Genomic DNA, 18,334 nt, shown 5'->3' with positions numbered 1-18,334 from the left:
GCAAGCGGTTTAACGAGTTTTTTTCAATGGAATCAATGACTTAGTGAGGTTGCGCGGCCAATCTTCAATATAAAAAGTGGTTAAAAATGAACAACTTACAAATTGCAATGGAAGTGAGTTGTTAGGGTTTTTGAATGCTTTTGAAGCAATTCAAAATTGCACTGCATGTGGGCGCAGACGTGGTGGGGTCAGGCTGCGCTAGTCTGAGCGCCAAAGCGTGTATACATATTGCAAGCACCATCGGTATACGCTCTGGCGGCCATGTGTTTAAAGCACTTGAGGTGAGTACGCCAGCGCGCCTACACTACGCGTTAACAGTTTGAAGCCGAAAAGCAGTGAGTTGGGGTGAACATGGTCGGCAAACTGGTTCGCGTACAAGCGCGAAGCCCGATTGTTTAAACAAATCATAAATGGTCGTTTCACGGCGGCTTTCAGAACGCATTACAACCAATCCCATTGTGCCAATGTACAGAAAATTCACGGCAAATATTCAGCAACTTGTTGATTTAAAACGACAAATTGCAACTTTTGTTGCTTTTGCGCTGTGCTGCATGCTGGGCAATGCCTGGGCACAAAGCGAGACCGCACCAGCCAGCGTGACCACCCAGCTTGAAGCCCTGAAAGGCGTGCCAACGCACGCCAGTCTGGCCCAGGTTGCAGCGCGCACAGACTGGGCTACGAGCAAGCGCTTTTGGGTGGCCAACGGCTACGGCGACACCGCCGTGTGGCTGCGCTTGACCTTGCGCAACACATCAGCCTTGGCGCAAGAGCAGCTGCTCAGTGTGGGACCCACGTTTTTGGACGACGTGCATTTCTTTTGGCCCAGCACGCTGAACGCCAGCTTGGGCAAGCCAACACCAGCCGCGCAAATCAATGGCCAACAGTGGCTGCAGTCTGTACAAGGGGATACGCATGACTGGGACATGCGCGCAGTGGCCGATTTGCGCCCCAACATGTTGCTCACACTGCAACCCAACCAGCAAGCACAGGTGTATGTGCGCGTAGCGTCTACCAGCTCACTGCTGCTAGAGCCATCGGTACAAAGCATCGGCCAAGCCATGATGAGCAGCCGCACGGCCTCATTGGTGACAGGTGCGCTGGCTGGCATTGGCTTTGTTGTTGCCGTTGCCGCCCTGATACTGTGGCTTAACACGCGCCTGCAAACTTACCTGGTGTTTTCTATAGTGAGCCTGGTTGTGATGGCTTATATCAGCGCATCAAACGGCTGGTGGTCTTTGGTGCCTGCGCTCAGAAACCCTTTTGGCTCTTCACTGCTGAGTGCTTGCGTAGGCTTTTATGTGGGCAGCCACGCTTGGCTAACGGCGTATGTACTGAACCTGCGCACCAACATGCCCATAACAGGCCGCGTGCTGCGTGGCGTGTCTTACATTTGCGCGATGCTGGGCTTGCTGGCATTTACGCCACTGCACGCCAAGGCCTTGCTGGTCAACGTGTTGACAGGTGCCATATTGCCGTTGATCACCCTAAGCTTGGTAGCCCATGTGGTGTGGCGGCTGCGCGCTGTCAGCGCCTGGCTGGTCGTGCCTTACGCCAGTTTGGTGGCGCTACATATTCCACTGGTGCTCAACTTGTTTGGACTTGAATTGGCACACCCAGCTGTGTTGAGCCACATTGCACAAAGCTCTAGTGCGTTGTACCTGTTAATGCTTATTCCGTTTGTAGTGGGTGAACACAAGCAGACGGTATGGCAAGCGCAACAGGCGCAGAACCACGCACACATGAGTGCGCAACGCATGGTGCTGCAAGGTGAGATGCACGCTGCGCAAACCGACTGGGTGACCATGATGGCGCACGAGCTTAAAACACCCTTGTCAGTCATAGACGCCTGCCGGCAAAGCGTTGAGCGCGTTAGCAGCGACGAACAAGTGTTGTCACGCATGGCGAAAATCAGCGTCAGCACACAGCGTGTGAACCAGCTGGTAACGGCCATGCTCAACCAGCACTCGGTGCACACGCAAAGCGCTGCATTACAGCGTCAACGCATACAAGCGTCCAGCGTCATTCGTGACATCTTTGCAGCCATGACGCCTGAAGACCAGGCCCGCGTGCAATGGGACGGCAGCAGCGCAAGCCTGCTGGCAGACCCCGCGCTCATACGCTTAGCGCTGGACAACTTGTTGCGCAATGCACTAGAACATGGTGATGCCGACCAGGCCGTGCAACTGACTGTGGTGCAAGACGTTGGCCACTGCGTGCTGTCTGTGAGCAGTGCTGGCCAGCCCATACCAAGCCACTTACACCAGGCCATATTCGGACGCTTTAGCTCTGGCACGCGAGACAGCACGCGCGGCGTGGGCTTGTGGGCCAGTCGCACCATTGCACGCGCCCACCAAGGCGAGGCCAGTGTGCGATACGCCGAAGACCGCAATATTTTTGAGATGCGCATACCCAGCGCTGAGGCTGAAGCAGCATGAACAAACCCATACCGCCGCGCGTGTTGTTGGTCGAAGACCACCCCGACTTGGCCGAAGAAACCGCCTTTAACTTGTCTCAAGAAGGCATAGACATAACCGTGGCTCACACACTGGCGCAAGCGCGCAGCCTGCTGAACGCACAAGCCTTTGACGTGGCCGTGCTGGATGTAGGACTACCAGACGGCAGTGGTAACGACCTGGCCCAGGAACTGCAGCACAACGGCGATATACGTTTGGTGATGCTCAGCGCCAGAGTGAGTGGCGAGGACCGCATGCGCGGCTATGCGGCAGGCGCTGATTTGTACATCAGCAAGCCAGTAGAGGCCGCTGAGCTGGCCGCACAACTGCATCGGCTCACCCAGCGCATGCGCCCTGCGCGTGCCACATGGACCTTGCACAACGCTACACGCAGACTGCTAACACCCAGCCAGCAAACGCTTGAGCTCACCAGCCAGGAGACTGACTTGCTGCACATGCTGTCGCAAGCACCAGAGCAGCTGTGTGAGCGCCTGCGCATTGAACGGGCCATATGGGGCGACCCCGACGACTACACGGGTAGACGCTTGGACGTGCTCATCAACCGCTTGCGCGACAAGATACGCTCGGCCAACTTCCCTGAGCCTGTGCTGATTACGCACAGGCAAAAGGGCTATCAGTTTGTGGGTGAGATAGCGGTGGTGAAGTAAAAAAGCGTTTGGTGTTCAGTCACCAAACATTTTCTGCTTGAGCTCACGGCGTTGTTGGGCCTCTAAGGACAAGGTGGCCGTGGGGCGCGCCAGCAAGCGGCCCACACCAATGGCCTCACCTGTTTCGTCGCAAAAGCCGTAGTCATCCGCATCAATGCGCATGATGGACTGCTCGATTTTCTTGAGCAACTTGCGCTCGCGGTCACGGGTGCGCAGCTCCAGGGCGTGCTCTTCTTCAATGGTGGCGCGGTCTGCGGGGTCTGGCACGACAACGGTGTCTTCGCGCAGGTGCTCGGTGGTCTCACCGGCGTTGGCCAAGATGTCCTGCTTGAGCTGTACCAGCTTGGCACGGAAGTAGGCCATTTGCACCTTGTTCATGTACTCGCCTTCGGGCATGGCAAGCATATCGGCGTCTGTGAGCTGGGCGAGCTCAACGGTCTTCCAGTTGTTAGCCCGTTTGGGGTCTTTTTTAACTGGCACGTAGGAAGGCATGTTCATGGCGGGTTTTTGATCTGAAATAAATGTGGCTTTAACTGCACCGGGGTCATGCGACGGAGCCATTTCAGCCTCGGTCATGCTGGGTGCAATGGGCTTGCTGCTGGGGCGTTTGCGCCCAGTCTTGCCCTCTGGCATTTTGGTAATCACCTTGCCGGGCTTTTTGGCCGCTGGCGCAGGCGCTTTCACCTCGGCCTTGGCAGCAGGCTTGGCAGGTGTTGCTTTAGCGGCCGGTTTGGCCGCAGGTTTTGCTGCAGGTTTAACCGCGGTCTTGGGCGCAGCCTTGGCCGGCGCCTTGGCGGCCGGTTTTTTGGCGGCAGCTTTGGGCATGGTCTTGGCAGCTGCTTTTGCCGGCACCTTGGCGACGGACTTGGCAGATACCTTTACGGGCGCTTTGACGGCTGGCTTTTTAGCCACCGCTTTGGCTGTGGGCTTGGCTGTAGTTTTTGCCGGTGCTTTTGCAGACGCCTTCGCAGGTGCTTTTGTGGGTGCTTTCACAGCCACTTTTGTCACTTTCTTGGCAACGGGCTTGGCTGCCGGCTTTTTGGCTGGCGCCTTCTTAGCTACTGGCTTGGCCGCCGCTTTTTTGGCTACCACTTTAGGCGCAACTGCTTTTTTGGCGACTGGCTTTTTGACCGCCACGGCTGATTTGGCAGGTTTTACAGGCTGCTTGGCGGACTTTTTAGCAGGCGCGCTGGCCTTGCCCTTTACCGGTGTTTTTGTAGCTGTTTTCTTGTTACCAGGCTTCACAGTCTGTCTCCTATCGTCAGTTGGCTGCTCAAATCACGCAGGCGTTGTTATACCCGGTTTCTCTGACAGTTCAAATTTGGGCTTAACCCCAAGTTAACAGTGCGTCAGCAATGCTGGGGTTAAAGAGGCTAGATCAGCGACTGGTCTAGGCCTTGAATGAGTATGTCTTTGGGTAAGTCAATGCCAATAAAAACCATTTTGCTTTCGCGCTGCTCGCCCTCAGCCCATTCCGGCCCCAAGTCGCTGCCCATAAGCTGGTGCACCCCTTGGAAGATGACCTTGCGGCTGGTGCCCTGCATATTGAGCACGCCTTTGTAGCGCAGCATGCGCGGGCCGTATATGTTGACGATAGCACCCAAAAAGTCTTCTAGCTTGGCAGGGTCAAACGCGCGCTGTGATCGGTATACAAAGCTTTTAACGTCGTCGTCATGGTGATGATGGTGGCCATGGCCACCCTCACCGTCGTGTTGGTGCGAGGGGTGGCTGCAGTGCTCACCGTGCTCATGGTTGTGATCGTGGTCATGCCCATGGCTGTGAGCGTGGTGGTCGTCAGCCTTTAAAAAGTCTGGATCAATGTCTAGCTTGGCGTTGAGGTTAAAGCCGCGCAGGTCCAGCACCTCACTCAGCTTCACGTCGCCAAAGTTGGCCGTGCGCACGGGTGCGCGTGGGTTCATGTGCTTGAGGCGGTGGGTTAGCGCATCCACCTCTTGCCCGGTGGCCAAGTCTGCCTTGCTGATGAAAATCTGGTCTGCAAAACCCACTTGGCGGCGGGCTTCCTGGCGGTCGTTGAACTGCTGGGCGGCGTGTTTGGCATCTACCAGGGTCACCACCGCGTCCAGCAAGTACTGTTCGGCAACCTCGTCGTCCATGAAAAACGTCTGCGCCACGGGACCGGGGTCTGCCAAACCGGTGGTTTCAATAATGACGCGCTCGAAATCGAGCTCGCCCTTGCGACGCTTTTCGGCCAGGTCTTGCAACGTGGTGCGCAAGTCATCGCGTATGGTGCAACACACGCAGCCGTTGCTCATCTGAATGATGTTTTCGGTGGTGTCACTCACCAAAATCTCGTTGTCTATATTTTCTTCGCCAAACTCGTTCTCGATAACCGCGATTTTTTGGCCATGCGCCTCAGACAACACGCGCTTGAGCAATGTGGTCTTACCAGAGCCCAAAAAACCTGTGAGTATGGTGGCGGGAATTAACGACATGACAACCTCTATTTGGACCTGCAACTGCGAGCGCCTGAACGACCAGCTTTGTACGGCGCAAGATCTTGCTCAAGAAAGCGCTGCACACCAACAACCGGCTGTTCAGGGGCCCAAAGTGTAGTGCATTTGAGAGGTGCCCATGCGGGGCGCACCTCGCAGCCTCTCAATGGGTGCTGAATCGAGTTCAGCATCCATTGAGGGCCTGAATGTGGTTGGACTGCGGCTTAAGGCCTGATGTAGACGTAACCCTGTTTGGCTTGCAAACGCGCCACTTCAGCCACGCCTGACGGCACAACTTTGACCTCAAGCAACAGCGCGCTGGCGTCTATGTTGCGACCCACCAACGTGTTGTTACAAGCGGCAAACTCCACACCTTGCGCGGCCAGGCCAGAGACCAAGCCTTCAAACTTGCCGCCTTTGGGCGTTTGGGCGTCCAGCAGCATAAAGTCAATACCCTTGCCATGACCGACCACCACAATTTTTGCGCTAGGGTCTGCGGCCAGGTGGTTTTTGATGTTTTGCATGGCACGCGCGGCTTGCTCGACGCCATCACTTAGGTGGTAAACCACCTTAACGGGCTCATCGGCATGCGCAGTCGCACCCAAGCCCAAAGCCAAACCCATTGCCAATAGCGTTGATTGAATCAATTTTTTCACGGTGTCCTCCTCCTGTGCGCACCTGCCTGGGCAGACCATCTGCTGGCGTTGCGCTGAACGACTATTGGATGCTACCCGTTTTTGCGCTGGGCAATGACTGCAATTTGCCGCGAGGCGGCTTTCGCAGGGATGCTTTTGCCACTTGCTACTTGCTATTGCAAGAAAACGCCACCTAAGACGACTTTTTAGCCTTGGGGTGTGCCTGGTCATAAACAGCGGCCAAGTGCTGGAAGTCCAGCCGGGTATAGACCTGAGTGGTGCTGATGTTGGCGTGACCCAATAGCTCTTGTACGGCGCGCAAGTCACCACTGGACTGCAGCACGTGGCTGGCAAATGAGTGGCGCAGCATGTGTGGGTGCACCGAGGTGGGCGTGCCGGCCAAAGTGGCGCGGCGGCGCAGGCGCAGCCTGAGCTGTTGGGGGCTTAAGCGTTGGCCACGCTGGTTCACGAATATGGCGACCTGGTCGGCCTGGCTTTGGCCTTTTGCACCAGGCCTTAGCCAGGTGTGGCGAACAGCCAACCAGGCATGAAGGGCTGTCAGTGCTGGCCCGCCTACGGGCACGCTGCGCCACTTGGCACCTTTGCCCAACACGTGCGCCTCTGCGGCTTGCATGTCTACCCAGCCTTTGGCGCTTGAGCTGGCCTGCAGGTCTAAGCCCAATAACTCGCTCAAACGCAGGCCACAGCCATACAACAACTCAACAGCGGCATGGTCTCTGGCGTTTAGCGCGGGGTCCGACTGGTCATCCGAGAAGTTGGCCAGCTGCACGGCGTCGTCAACATTGAGTGCTTTGGGCAAGGGCTTGGCCGCTTTGGGCGCGCGCACGTCCTGCACGGGGTTGCCGGTTACCAAGCCTTGCTGGCCGGCCCACTTGTAAAACCCGCGCCAGCTGGACAGCACGCGGGCAATGCCTTTGCCATTGCGCCCCTGACTGTTAAGGCTGGCCACCAAACGGCGAATGTGCGCGGGCAGCACTTGCAGCAACGCCACATCCAAGCCTTGCAGCATGCGCTCAAGCGCGGCCAAGTCTTCTTGATAAAGCGTGTGCGTGCGTGGGCTTAGTCGTTTTTCAAAACACACATGGTCAAGATAGGCCTGAATGTGCGGATGCATGGCCTGGACGACCCGATTGCTCAGGGCAACAATCGGCTCAGCGCTGCACTGGCCTGCGCGCTGATGCGCTCTAAAAACAAGGTGCCCATGTCGGCAGTGAATCGCGTGTCCACCTCGGAGGCCAACACCAACAGCCCAAACACCTGGTCGCCACGGCGCAATGGCACCACAGCCATAGACTGCACCGCGTCGCCATCGGCCAGCCAGTTCAGCAACGGCAGGTCGCGGCGTACGCCGCAGTAGGCCTCCACAAGATCGTTGGCGTAGTCTTTGACAGCAGTCTCAACGGGTGCGGCAAAGTCAGCACTGGCGTGGGCTGCGCCGACACCCCACAAGCGCAGCGCAGTTTGTGGAATGTCATAGATGGCGGCCAAATCGGTGGTCACTACGCGCACCAAGTCGTCGGCTTCGCGCGCTTGGAGCAAGGCCACTGTCCAGTCTTGCAGCTTGTCGGCAATGTCCACGTTGTGCTTGCCATAGCGAATCATCTCGGCGGCTTTGAGCTCTAGGTCGCGCACTTTGCCGCGCAGCATTTCGGCTTGGCGTTCCTGCAGACTGATGGCGCGTTGGCTGTGTGGGCTGGTGAGCTGCACTGTGGACAGCACCTCGGCATGGCGCTCGAAGAAGTCTGGCGTATTGGTGAGGTACTCAGCAATATCGTCTTCGGTAATGGGGGTAAAGCGTTGTCGGTCATGGGTTGTGCACTGTTGGCTGGCAAGCAAAATATGGTGGTAAGTCTAACGCTTGGCGCACCGAGTTCAGTCGTGCGGCACGTCTACCGTGCCTTCAAACACCGTGTTGGCCGGACCTGTCATGAACACGGCTTGGCCCAGGCCGCCCCACTCTATGTACAAGTCGCCGCCGTGGGTAGTCACTTGCACACTGGCGTCCAGCAGGCCCCAGCGAATGCCGGCGACGACGGCAGCACAAGCGCCTGTACCGCAGGCCAGCGTCTCGCCTGCGCCGCGCTCAAACACGCGCAGCTTGATATGGGCGCGGTCCACAATTTGCATAAACCCAACGTTCACACGGCGTGGGAAGCGTGGATGCGACTCCAGCCAGGGGCCCCATGCATGTACGGGCGCCAGCTCGGTGTCGCCCACCACTTGCACCGCGTGCGGGTTGCCCATAGACACCACACCCACTTGCATTTCTGCTGGCCACGCGATGTTGGCATGCGCGGCACTGGGCGCGTGCTCGGTGGCGTCCAAATGCCAAGCCTGCCACTGTCCTACCGGCTGCGGGCTCAGGTTTGCAGCGTCAAACGGAATCTCATCCAGCTCGAAGTTGGGCAAGCCCATGTCTACGCGCACCTGTTGTTGGGCGTTTTCGCTGAGCTCGATTTGGCCCTTGGCCACTTGCACGCGAATGCTGGACTTGTTGGTCAGGCCGTGGCTGCGCACGTAGCGCACAAAGCAACGCGCGCCGTTGCCGCAGTGCTCTACCTCACCGCCGTCGGCGTTGTGTATGACGTAGTCGAAGTCCACTGCGCTGGAACTGGGGGCACGTACCGACAAAATCTGATCTGCGCCCACGCCAAAGTGGCGGTCGGCCAGCCAGCGGTATTGGGCCGCGCTGAGTCCCAGCAGGCCTTTGGTTTCATCCAGCACGACAAAGTCATTGCCCGCGCCTTGCATTTTGGTGAACTGTATGTGCATGAGGCACATTATCGGCTGTCACCTGCGACAAATCTACCAGCGCCCAAGCGTTGCACAATCAGCCTATGCCACGTCTACAAATGCAACTACACCCCACCCGCGACCTACCGGTTGCCAAGCCTGCCGCCACAGTGATGTTGGTGCGAGACGGCGAGCAAGGCCTGGAGGTGCTGATGACGCGCCGCTCGACAACGGCCAGCTTTGCGCCTGGGGCTTACGTGTTTCCGGGCGGGCACATAGACGAGGCCGACGGGCAAGCACAAGCCAACACGCAATTCAGGCCCACTCAACACCATGAGCTGCAAACTGCCGCGCTGGCAGCGGTGCGTGAGAGCTTTGAAGAGCTGGGCGTGCTGCTGGCCACCAACGCAAAAGGCCAATGGGCCAGCAGCGCAGATGTGGCAGCGCTTGACCGAAGCGCTGACTTTTACGCGCAAACCGCTGCAGCGGGCTGGCAACTGCGCGGCGACGCAGTGCACATGTTTGCCCGCTGGATTACGGACAGAGACCTCGCAAAGCGTTTTGACGTGCCGTTTTTGGTGGCACGTATGCCGCCCAACCAAACACCAGTGGCCGATGAGTCAGAGCAGTTTGAGCCGGTTTGGGTGCGCCCTGCCGATGCTTTGGAGCGATTCAAAGCAGGTAACTTCTTCATCATCTTTCCCACCATTCGCACGCTAGACAAGCTGCAAGCCTATGCCACGGTAGACGAGCTCATAGCGGCATGTGCCAGCGAACAGGCGCTGTTTACCAGCTGCCCGCGTGCAGGCCTGATGCACGGCAAAGAATCAAGGTACATGGAGCATGAGCAGCCATTTGGCGAACTGGCATTGGTAAGTCCGCACGGTCAAATGGTGCATGAGTTGGCCTGGCAACACGACAAGCCTGTGGCGCTGCTGCACAACGTGCAGCGATTGACAGCACCCAACGCTGGCTTTATGACAGGGCCTGGCACCAACAGCTACATCGTGGGCACACCAGACACTGGCTACGTGGTGATAGACCCAGGGCCTAACGACGCTGCGCACTTGCAGCGCTTGTTGTACGCCTGCGGCGGTGACATTCGTCTCATCATTTGCACCCACTCGCACCCAGACCATGCACCCGGTGCAGCCCCGCTGCAAGCCCTGTGCACCAACCCACCCGACATAGCCGGCTTGCCCAGCGGCCCTCACTCAAGACCAGACAGTGTGTTTGCGCCACTGCGCGTATTGGCACACGGCGAGGTGGTTGTGCTCGCTGGCGCACAGCACACACACAGCCTGCAAGTGGTGCACACCCCTGGCCACACCGCCAACCACTTGTGCTTGTGGCTTCAAGAAGATGGGCTGTTGTTTAGCGGCGACCACATTCTGAACGGCAGCACCACCATCATCAGCCCGCCAGATGGGCACATGGGCGACTACTTGCACGCGCTTGATGTGTTGGCTGAGCTGGTCGATGAGACGGCGTTTATCTTGCCTGCGCATGGCTATGTGCTGTGTGACGCTTGGGCGCAAATTGCACAACTCAAAGCGCACCGGTTAAAGCGCGAGGCCAAAGTAGCCGCGGCCATGGCGCGCATGCCCAATGGCACTGAAGACGACTGGGTGGCCTTGGCCTATGACGATACGCCCCCTGCCGTGTGGCCGCTGGCCAAGCAGTCAATGCGGGCACATGTCGAGCATTTGATGGGCCGTTAGGGCGAGAGACCACAGGGCCATGGCTGGCAGATAGTTAAGTGTGAAGCCAGTCTATACGCCGGATTTTGTGAAGTGGTTTTGACACCACCTTGGTCGCCATTCATCTGGGCCGCTGGTCACCCAAGCGGCTCGGTGCTACCTACCCGCCAACAAGCTGCGGCGCACACAGCTTGTGCAACCGAAGTTGCACGCATTGGCCTATTTGGTATTGCTGCGCGTAGAGATTGCCCGTTTCACCCGCACTTAAGCGGCTCGTCTCTGTTGCTCTAATCGTCACCTTAGACTTTTTCAAGCGATCGGTGCAGAGGTGTTACCTCCTACGCTGCCCTATGCAGTCCGGACGTTCCTCCAGTGCGGCCTTTCGGCACTTGCACCAGCGACGACCCAACTGGCTTCACGCAGAGGATAATAACCGTTTTGCTTCCTTTGCTTGATAACCACAAGCCCCTACCGGAGCCACCACATGATTCGCTTATCTGAGCTCAAGCTCGGCTTGCAAGACGTGCCCGTTGACAGCAGGCGCGCAGCCAACGCCCCCACAGAGACCGACGCCGACCGCGCGCCAGTGGCACACCCCATAAACGCGCTCACGACGCTGGCGTGCAAGGCACTTGGTGTAGCCACACAAGACATGGCCTCACTGACGGTATTCAAGCGCAGCTTTGATGCGCGCAAAGCCAACTTGCTGGCGGTGTACATCGTTGACATAGCGCTAGCCAACCCCGACCAGGAGGCAACGCTTCTTGCGCAGTTTGCACAACACCCGCACATTAAAGCCACGCCAGACATGACTTGGCGTGCGCCCGCATCGTCTGCGCAGCGCTTGTCCATGCCCAGGCCTGTGGTGGTGGGCCTGGGGCCTTGCGGCCTGTTTGCAGCCCTGGCATTGGCACAAATGGGCTTGAAGCCCATTGTGCTGGAGCGCGGACACAATGTGCGTCAACGCACCAAAGACACGTGGGCGCTGTGGCGCAAAGGCCAGCTCAAGCCCGGTAGCAACGTGCAGTTTGGCGAGGGCGGAGCAGGCTTGTTTTCTGACGGCAAGTTGTACAGCCAAATCAAAGACCCGCGCCATTTGGGACGCAAGGTGCTGGATGAATTTGTAGCCGCTGGTGCACCTGCAGATATCTTGTTTGAGGCGCATCCGCACATTGGCACGTTTAAGCTGGTCAAAGTGGTAGAGCACATGCGCGCCACCATCACCGCGCTGGGCGGTGACATTCGTTTTGCCCAACGCTTTGACGCGCTGGTGCTGGATGAGCACCAGCAGGTGCGCGGCCTGCAAGCCACCGACCTGGACACAAATACGTCTTACGAGCTGGCCACCCGGCACGTGGTGATGGCGTTGGGTCACAGCGCACGTGACACGTTTGCATCATTGCACTTACAGGGTGTGGCCATGCAGGCCAAGCCACTGTCTATAGGCGTGCGCATCGAGCACCCGCAAAGCGTGATTGACGCGGCGCGTTGGGGTAGACACGCAGGCCATCCGCTGTTGGGTGCGGCAGACTACAAACTGGTGCACCACGCCAGCAACGGGCGTGCGGTGTACAGCTTTTGCATGTGCCCCGGAGGCACGGTGGTGGCCGCCACATCGGAGACTGGGCACGTGGTCACCAACGGCATGAGCCAATACTCGCGCAACGAACGCAACGCCAACGCGGGTATGGTGGTTGACATCACACCCGCAGACACGCCTATGACACAAGACGCCTGGGTCAGCGCCTTCGGCCATCCACTGGGCGAAAAGCTGTTGGGCCAGGCGCAAGCCCTGTGTTGTCCCAAACACCTGCGGCACCACACCCGCTGAGCGCCATCGTGCTGCAACGCGCGCTTGAACGCTCGGCGTTTGTGGCCGGCGGCTCCGACTACTGCGCACCCGCGCAGCGCGTGGCCGACTTTTTAGCCAATAGGCCCAGCACGGCACTAGGCACTGTTGAGCCCAGCTACAAGCCAGGCGTAAAGCTGGTGAACCTGGCCGACGTATTGCCCTGCTTTGCCACCACGGCCATGCGCGAAGCCCTACCCGCGTTTGGCAAAAAAATCCGAGGCTTTGACATGGACGACGCCGTCATGACAGGTCTTGAGACCCGAACCTCCTCGCCTCTGCGCATAGACAGAGACGACAAGCTGCAAAGCCCCAGCACACCCGGCCTATTCCCCGGAGGCGAAGGCGCAGGCTACGCAGGCGGCATCTTGTCTGCAGCGGTAGACGGCATCAAGCTAGCCGAAGCCGTACAACAGGCCAGCAATTAGGGTCAGATCCTAATTGTTTGCTTGCAAGACCCTATTTGAAACGAATTAATTGGGATCTGACCCTAATTATTAAGAACTTAACTTATGTCATTTGAATCATTGCCTTTAGAGCCCATGTGGCGGTTGGTGCTGCCAACACTTGGGTTTGTGCAGGCCACACCCGTGCAAAGCAGTGCCATTCCGGCGCTGTTGGCCGGTGGTGACGGCGTGGGCATTGCGCCCACTGGTTCTGGCAAAACACTGGCTTATAGCTTGGGGTTGCTGCAGCCTTTGCACCATGTGGCACTGGCAGGCACTGGGCCTGTGGTGCACGCCCTGGTGGTGGTGCCCACGCGTGAGCTCGCGCAACAGGTGAGCCACAGCCTGGTAGACCTCATAAAAGCCGCGCGTGCCCAAGGCCCTACGCCGCTGCGTGTGGCAACAGCCGTAGGTGGCGCGTCCATCAATGCACAGCGCTTGGGTTTACGCGGCGGCGCGTCTGTGCTGGTGGCCACGCCTGGCAGGCTGCTAGAACTGCTGGACGACAACAGCATTGACCTTGGCCATGTGCGCCACGTGGTGCTGGACGAGGCTGACCGCCTGCTTGACAGCGGCTTTAGCGATGAGCTGCAGCGCCTGCACGGCGTGGTTGCACAAGCAGCCCAGCACCCACAAACCTGGATGTTTTCTGCCACCTGGAATGACGAGGTGGAACAGCTCAGCCAGCAGTGGCTTAAGACGCCTACCCGCGTTGAGTCAGCACAGGGTGTGGTGCCCACGCCGCCCATTACCCAGCGTGCGTTGGCTGTTGACGAGCGACGTCGCGGTGCGCTGCTGTTGAAGCTGGTGACGTCTCAACAGTGGAAAAAGGTCTTGGTGTTTGTGGGCACCCAATACACCGCCGAGCACGTGGCCGACAAGCTGTACAACAACTTCAAAGGCCAAAAAGTGTATGCCACAGCCTTTCATGGTGGGCTGACGCAGGCGCAACGCAGTGCGCGTTTGGCAGAGTTCAAAGCTGGGCAATGGGACGTATTGGTCACCACAGACCTGGCCGCACGCGGCATTGACATTGCAGGGCTGCCCATGGTGCTGAACTACGACTTGCCGCGCGGCGCGACCGACTACACCCACCGCATAGGCCGCACAGGCCGGGCCGGGGTGGCCGGGCAGGCCATCAGCTTTGTCACGCCTGCTGGTGCGGCGCACTTTGCGCTGATACAAAAGCGCTGCCAACTCAACATTGCCGTTGAGGTGGTACCAGGGTTTGAGACCACAGACACCGTGCCTGTGCCTGAAGGTGGCCATTCCAACGTCACTGGCGGGCTTGACCCCAACGGCGGTGTAAAAGGCAAACGCCTCAGCAAAAAAGACAAACTACGCGCGCAAGCCAGCGCCGAGACCCGCAACACCAGCGCTCACGCCAACAGCGCTGACGCTGATACCAACGACAAAGCCTAAGCTACTGATGCCAAGGCCTGCCTTGGTGTTGGTTACCGATGCGGCGCGCCGTCGTGATGTGAAGCGCGCCGCGTGGCGTTTAGGCTGACGCAGGCGCTCAATGCGCTCTTCCAGCGGTGGGTGGGTGGCAAACAAGCTACCCAAACCGCCAGCAATACCCATGGCCGCCATGGTTTTGGGTAATGCACCTGGGCTCATACCGCCCAAGCGCTGCAGCGCGTTGATCATGGGTTGCTTGCGCCCCATCAAGCTGGCAGCACCCGCATCAGCGCGAAACTCTCGCTGACGGCTAAACCATGCCACGATGATGGCCGCTACAAAACCCAACACAATATCCATCACGATGGTGGTGATCCAGTAGCCCATGCCGGGGCCCGAGTTGGACGTATCGTTACGGCGCAGTGCCGCATCCACAAAGTAGCCCACCACGCGGCTGATGAACACCACGAATGTGTTCATGACACCTTGTATCAAGGTCATGGTGACCATATCGCCGTTGGCAATGTGCGCCACCTCATGGCCCAACACCGCCTCTACCTCTTCGCGGGTCATGCCGCGCAGCAAGCCCGTAGACACGGCCACCAGTGCTGCGTTTTTAAACGCGCCGGTTGCAAAGGCGTTGGGCTCACCTTCGTAAATGGCAACCTCTGGTATGTCGATACCAGCGGTCTGGGCGAAGCCGGCAACTGTTTGCAGCAACCAGGCCTCATCGGCGTTGCTGGGCTGTTGAATCACTTGCGCACCGGTGCTCCACTTGGCGATAGGCTTGCTCATTAGCAAGGAGATGATGGCGCCGCCAAAACCCATGAGCAACGAGAAGCCCAGCAGCATGGTGAGATCCAGGCCGTTGGCGGTCAAGAAACGATTGACCCCCAACAGACTGGCCGTCACACCCAACACCAGCATGACGGCCAAGTTGGTCATCACAAACAACACAATGCGCTTCATTTTTTACTCCCGTGGCAACAAGCCCTGAAAACCATTTTCAGGGCACGCCAGCACGCGAATCATATGTGGGCTTGGACGCCTGTTTCAAGCTCATGTGAGTGTTGCTACACGTTGTGGGGGATTTTGTCCCGCACGCAGCCCACGAAACACCTGCTGGTCTGCATAAAACGTCTCAGACGCGTTGCGCTCACACCAGCCAGGCGTGCCCATTACCGGCAGTGGCGTAAAGGGCTTTTGGCTTAAGTCGTCATGACTCAGCGCCTGGGCAAAGGCCTGGTCGATCTGGGCCAGACCAGCCCCCTTGCCTACCAAGACTTGCATGCTGGGCGTAGGCAACCACAAGTGGGCGGTGAGACTTTTGCGCGGGTGCAACAGCAGCTGCTCCAACAAGGCATGGCCCACCACAAACAGCTGGCAGCTGGACCACAGCGGGCGCAACTGGACCAAGGCTTTGTGCCATTGTCTGTGGCGTAATGCCTCCCAAATAGCGGGGGGTGCCAGCAACAAACCGCCGTTTTCGTCCAGCAGCGTCAGTGCGTCGCGGGTTGGGCCTCGCGTGTGGCCTATGCCACCAGCATCTTGAATAGCCTGCCACTGGCGTTGATTGAGCACCGTTTTGGTGTGCGGCCAGTTCAACCACATCAGCCCGTTGAAGAAGTCATGTGCGCCACAACGGGTGGGTACGGTCGCAGTCTGGTAAATGTGCGCCTCGTAGGCTTGGCCATGGGCCAGTTCAGACTGCGCCACAAATGCCGGCACACGCTGCGAACTGACGCTGGCCTGCGCACTCAAGGCCTGCCACACGGCTTGGCCTTGCAACACCGCCGCTGCCAAAGGCGCGCCGCTGGCGGCATAAGGCTGCAGCCACGGCTGGTGCCAGTCAATGCCCTGTAGCGCCTGCGGCCAAGCGCTTTTGTCGACTGCCATGCGGGCGTCTGGCGCCTTAGGCCACCAGGCGCCAGTTCAAAGCCTCACCACCGGCCAAGGGCTTGATGGTCGCATCGCCAAACGGCAGCTCGACGGGCGGCGTCCAAGTCTCGCGCTTGAGGGTCACGGTGGTGGTGTTGCGCGCCACGCCGTAAAAGTCTGGGCCGTACTCGCTGGCATAGCCTTGTAGCTTGTCTAAAGCATTTGCTGCTCAAAGGCGGTGGCATACAGCTCAATGGCGGCATGCGCGGTGTAGCAGCCTGCGCAGCCACTGGCGTGCTCTTTGAGGTGGGCCGGGTGCGGCGCACTGTCTGTGCCCAAAAAGAACTTGGGTGAGCCGCTGGTGGCCGCATCAACCAGGGCCAGCCTGTGCGTCTCGCGTTTGAGTACGGGCAAGCAGTAGTAGTGCGGGCGAATACCGCCCGTAAAAATAGCGTTGCGGTTGTACAGCAAATGATGGGCGGTGATGGTGGCCGCCACAAACGCATCGGCGCTTTGCACATATTGCGCGGCATCAGCGGTGGTGATGTGCTCAAACACAATCTTCAGCTCGGGAAAGTCACGTCGCAGCGGTATGAGCTGCTGCTCGATAAAGACAGCCTCACGGTCGAACAAGTCGATATCTGCACTGGTGACCTCACCGTGAACCAACAGCAACATGCCGCAGCGTTGCATGGCTTCCAGCACTGGGTATATGTTTTTAAGACTGCTCACACCCATGTCACTGTTGGTGGTGGCGCCAGCCGGGTACAGCTTGGCCGCCAACACACCTCCGGCCCTGGCTTCGATGATGGCCTCGGGTGAGATGTTGTCTGTGAGGTATAGCGTCATCAACGGCTCAAAGGCCACGCCGGCAGGCACAGCTGCCATGATGCGTGCCTTGTAGGCATTGGCCGCCGCAAGAGAGGTAACCGGCGGCTTGAGGTTGGGCATGATGATGGCGCGACCAAACTGCGCTGCCGTGTGCGGCACTACACTGGCCAGCGCTGCGCCGTCTCGCACATGCAAGTGCCAGTCATCCGGGCGGGTAATGGTGAGGTGGCTTGGTATGGGTGCTGGGTTATTCATAGCCCCCGATTATTCCAGACACCGGGCCACTATCCGATGCACTATCCGATGCGTTCAGGCGTTTTATCCAGACTGTTTGCCAAATGACGCCACAGGCTGCGAGCCAGGCTTTTATCCATGTCGGCGGCGCCCTCCAACTCACCCACGGTGGGCAGGCCAGGCTTTTGGCGGTACAGGCGTATCTCCATGGTGAGGCTGGGCGTTTGCCCGGCGCTCACAAGTCGCCCTGCTTCCACGTCTTCGCGCACTGCACTGTCTGGCAAAAAGGCAATGCCGTGCCCCTCTAGCGCCATGGCTCTTAGGCCTTCAGCCATATCGGTCTCGTACACGCGCTCTAAGTGAGCCGCCTCTTTGCTTTGCTTCAGCAAGTGGTCAACCGCGCGACCCAAATAAGCACCTGACGAGTAGGCCAAATAAGGCAGTGGCGACCTGCTCAGACCTGGCAGCGCATACATGGCTGATCCGTCTGGCTTGGGTTTGCTCACGGCATACATGGCCTCGGAGCCCAACACCAGCATGTCGTAGCGCTCAGCGCTGAGGGCTACCGGCTGCGAAGGGTGGTGGTAAATCATGAGCAAGTCACAGCTACCCTCTGTCATACGCATCACGGCGTCGTGTACGTTCAAGGCAATGAGGCGGTGTTGAACGATCTGAACTCATTTGCCAGGTGTGACACCCACGTTGGAAAAAACGTAAACGCCAACGTGTGCGGCACGGCAAATTCAATGACATCCTGGGCTGACGCCTGATGCGTACGCAGCATGGCACGCGTCGCCTGCAGTGCCTGCAGCATCTCTACAGACTGGTCTAACAAGGTTTTGCCTGCGGGTGTGAGGCGTGTGGGGTAAGACGAGCGGTCGACCAAGTCTGTACCGGCCCACGCCTCTAGTGCTTGTATGCGCCTGGAGAATGCCGGTTGAGTGACATGGCGCAACTGGGCAGAGCGGCTAAAGCTGCGCGTTTGTGCCAGCGATACAAAATCTTCAAGCCATTTGGTTTCCATAGAGGGTG

11 protein-coding genes, 1 other RNA gene and 4 pseudogenes are annotated in these 18,334 nt (G+C 58.6%); 5 read left to right on the top strand and 11 right to left on the bottom strand.

The genetic code is table 11. From position 1 onward, the window contains the following. The first annotated feature begins 551 nt into the window (after window positions 1-551). Together LN050_10660 and LN050_10655 are read left to right on the top strand one after the other, a co-directional pair. A complete protein-coding gene (locus LN050_10660) occupies window positions 552-2,435 on the top strand; it encodes an ATP-binding protein (protein UFS56179.1) in 1,884 nt (627 codons plus the stop codon). After that, window positions 2,432-3,121, top strand: coding sequence for a response regulator transcription factor (locus tag LN050_10655; protein ID UFS56178.1), 690 nt, complete (start codon window positions 2,432-2,434; stop codon window positions 3,119-3,121). The genes LN050_10660 and LN050_10655 overlap by 4 nt, the downstream gene beginning before the upstream one ends. Window positions 3,122-3,136: 15 nt before the next feature. On the opposite strand, the gene dksA is transcribed toward LN050_10655, so the two are convergent. From dksA to dapF, 6 genes are all read right to left on the bottom strand, one after another. After that, a complete protein-coding gene (gene dksA, locus LN050_10650) occupies window positions 3,137-3,946 on the bottom strand; it encodes an RNA polymerase-binding protein DksA (protein ID UFS57395.1) in 810 nt (269 codons plus the stop codon). A 548-nt stretch (window positions 3,947-4,494) separates the two neighbouring features. Next, window positions 4,495-5,574, bottom strand: a complete 1,080-nt coding sequence (locus tag LN050_10645) for a GTP-binding protein (GenBank protein UFS56177.1) — start codon at window positions 5,572-5,574, stop codon at window positions 4,495-4,497. 224 nt (window positions 5,575-5,798) lie between these two features. Further along, window positions 5,799-6,197: a DsrE family protein gene (locus LN050_10640; GenBank protein ID UFS57394.1), complete on the bottom strand. Its 399-nt coding sequence runs from the start codon at window positions 6,195-6,197 to the stop codon at window positions 5,799-5,801. Window positions 6,198-6,402: 205 nt separating this feature from the next. After that, window positions 6,403-7,344 (bottom strand): tyrosine-type recombinase/integrase, encoded by a 942-nt coding sequence (locus LN050_10635; protein ID UFS56176.1) that lies wholly within the window; start codon window positions 7,342-7,344, stop codon window positions 6,403-6,405. Window positions 7,345-7,364: 20 nt separating this feature from the next. Then, complete coding sequence (locus tag LN050_10630; protein UFS56175.1) at window positions 7,365-8,066, bottom strand: DUF484 family protein; 702 nt, start codon at window positions 8,064-8,066, stop codon at window positions 7,365-7,367. A 36-nt stretch (window positions 8,067-8,102) separates the two neighbouring features. Next, window positions 8,103-9,002: a diaminopimelate epimerase gene (dapF, locus tag LN050_10625; GenBank protein UFS56174.1), complete on the bottom strand. Its 900-nt coding sequence runs from the start codon at window positions 9,000-9,002 to the stop codon at window positions 8,103-8,105. A 65-nt stretch (window positions 9,003-9,067) separates the two neighbouring features. Between dapF and LN050_10620 the strand changes: the two genes are divergently transcribed. Then, complete coding sequence (locus tag LN050_10620; protein UFS56173.1) at window positions 9,068-10,684, top strand: MBL fold metallo-hydrolase; 1,617 nt, start codon at window positions 9,068-9,070, stop codon at window positions 10,682-10,684. 38 nt (window positions 10,685-10,722) lie between these two features. Here the strand turns inward: LN050_10620 and rnpB are convergent. Continuing rightward, window positions 10,723-11,080: RNase P RNA component class A (rnpB, locus tag LN050_10615), an RNA gene on the bottom strand. Between the two features lie 67 nt (window positions 11,081-11,147). Here rnpB and LN050_10610 point away from each other — a divergent pair. Then, window positions 11,148-12,940 (top strand): annotated as a pseudogene (locus tag LN050_10610) (FAD-dependent oxidoreductase). Window positions 12,941-13,024: 84 nt separating this feature from the next. Then, window positions 13,025-14,380 (top strand): DEAD/DEAH box helicase, encoded by a 1,356-nt coding sequence (locus LN050_10605; GenBank protein UFS56172.1) that lies wholly within the window; start codon window positions 13,025-13,027, stop codon window positions 14,378-14,380. A 99-nt stretch (window positions 14,381-14,479) separates the two neighbouring features. Here LN050_10605 and htpX read toward each other — a convergent pair. The 4 genes and pseudogenes from htpX to LN050_10585 all read right to left on the bottom strand — a co-directional run bounded on the left by htpX (window position 14,480) and on the right by LN050_10585 (window position 18,326). Further along, a pseudogene (htpX, locus tag LN050_10600) lies at window positions 14,480-15,328 on the bottom strand (protease HtpX). Between the two features lie 90 nt (window positions 15,329-15,418). Beyond that, window positions 15,419-16,255 carry a DUF3025 domain-containing protein gene (locus LN050_10595; protein ID UFS56171.1) on the bottom strand — a complete coding sequence of 279 codons (837 nt, stop codon included), beginning with the start codon at window positions 16,253-16,255 and terminating at the stop codon, window positions 15,419-15,421. Between the two features lie 16 nt (window positions 16,256-16,271). Next, window positions 16,272-17,305, bottom strand: a pseudogene (gene pyrC / locus LN050_10590) (dihydroorotase). A 59-nt stretch (window positions 17,306-17,364) separates the two neighbouring features. Next, a pseudogene (locus LN050_10585) lies at window positions 17,365-18,326 on the bottom strand (LysR substrate-binding domain-containing protein). Window positions 18,327-18,334 lie beyond the last annotated feature (8 nt).

The sequence above is a fragment of the Comamonadaceae bacterium M7527 genome, assembly GCA_021044545.1.
Lineage (GTDB): Bacteria > Pseudomonadota > Gammaproteobacteria > Burkholderiales > Burkholderiaceae_C > RS62.
The sequence above is the reverse complement of the archived record's forward strand: the minus strand, read 5'-3'. Positions and strand labels throughout refer to the sequence as shown.

What these genes read in the sequence shown, in the direction of transcription:
- LN050_10660 (UFS56179.1), top strand. Translation starts at nt 552, where the DNA reads ATGCTGGGCAATGCCTGGGCACAAAGCGAGACCGCACCAGCCAGCGTG.
- LN050_10635 (UFS56176.1), bottom strand. Translation starts at nt 7,344, where the DNA reads ATGCATCCGCACATTCAGGCCTATCTTGACCATGTGTGTTTTGAAAAA.
- LN050_10640 (UFS57394.1), bottom strand. Translation starts at nt 6,197, where the DNA reads ATGGGTTTGGCTTTGGGCTTGGGTGCGACTGCGCATGCCGATGAGCCC.
- LN050_10645 (UFS56177.1), bottom strand. Translation starts at nt 5,574, where the DNA reads ATGTCGTTAATTCCCGCCACCATACTCACAGGTTTTTTGGGCTCTGGT.
- LN050_10605 (UFS56172.1), top strand. Translation starts at nt 13,025, where the DNA reads ATGTCATTTGAATCATTGCCTTTAGAGCCCATGTGGCGGTTGGTGCTG.
- dapF (UFS56174.1), bottom strand. Translation starts at nt 9,002, where the DNA reads ATGCACATACAGTTCACCAAAATGCAAGGCGCGGGCAATGACTTTGTC.
- LN050_10655 (UFS56178.1), top strand. Translation starts at nt 2,432, where the DNA reads ATGAACAAACCCATACCGCCGCGCGTGTTGTTGGTCGAAGACCACCCC.
- LN050_10620 (UFS56173.1), top strand. Translation starts at nt 9,068, where the DNA reads ATGCCACGTCTACAAATGCAACTACACCCCACCCGCGACCTACCGGTT.
- dksA (UFS57395.1), bottom strand. Translation starts at nt 3,946, where the DNA reads ATGCCCAAAGCTGCCGCCAAAAAACCGGCCGCCAAGGCGCCGGCCAAG.
- LN050_10595 (UFS56171.1), bottom strand. Translation starts at nt 16,255, where the DNA reads ATGGCAGTCGACAAAAGCGCTTGGCCGCAGGCGCTACAGGGCATTGAC.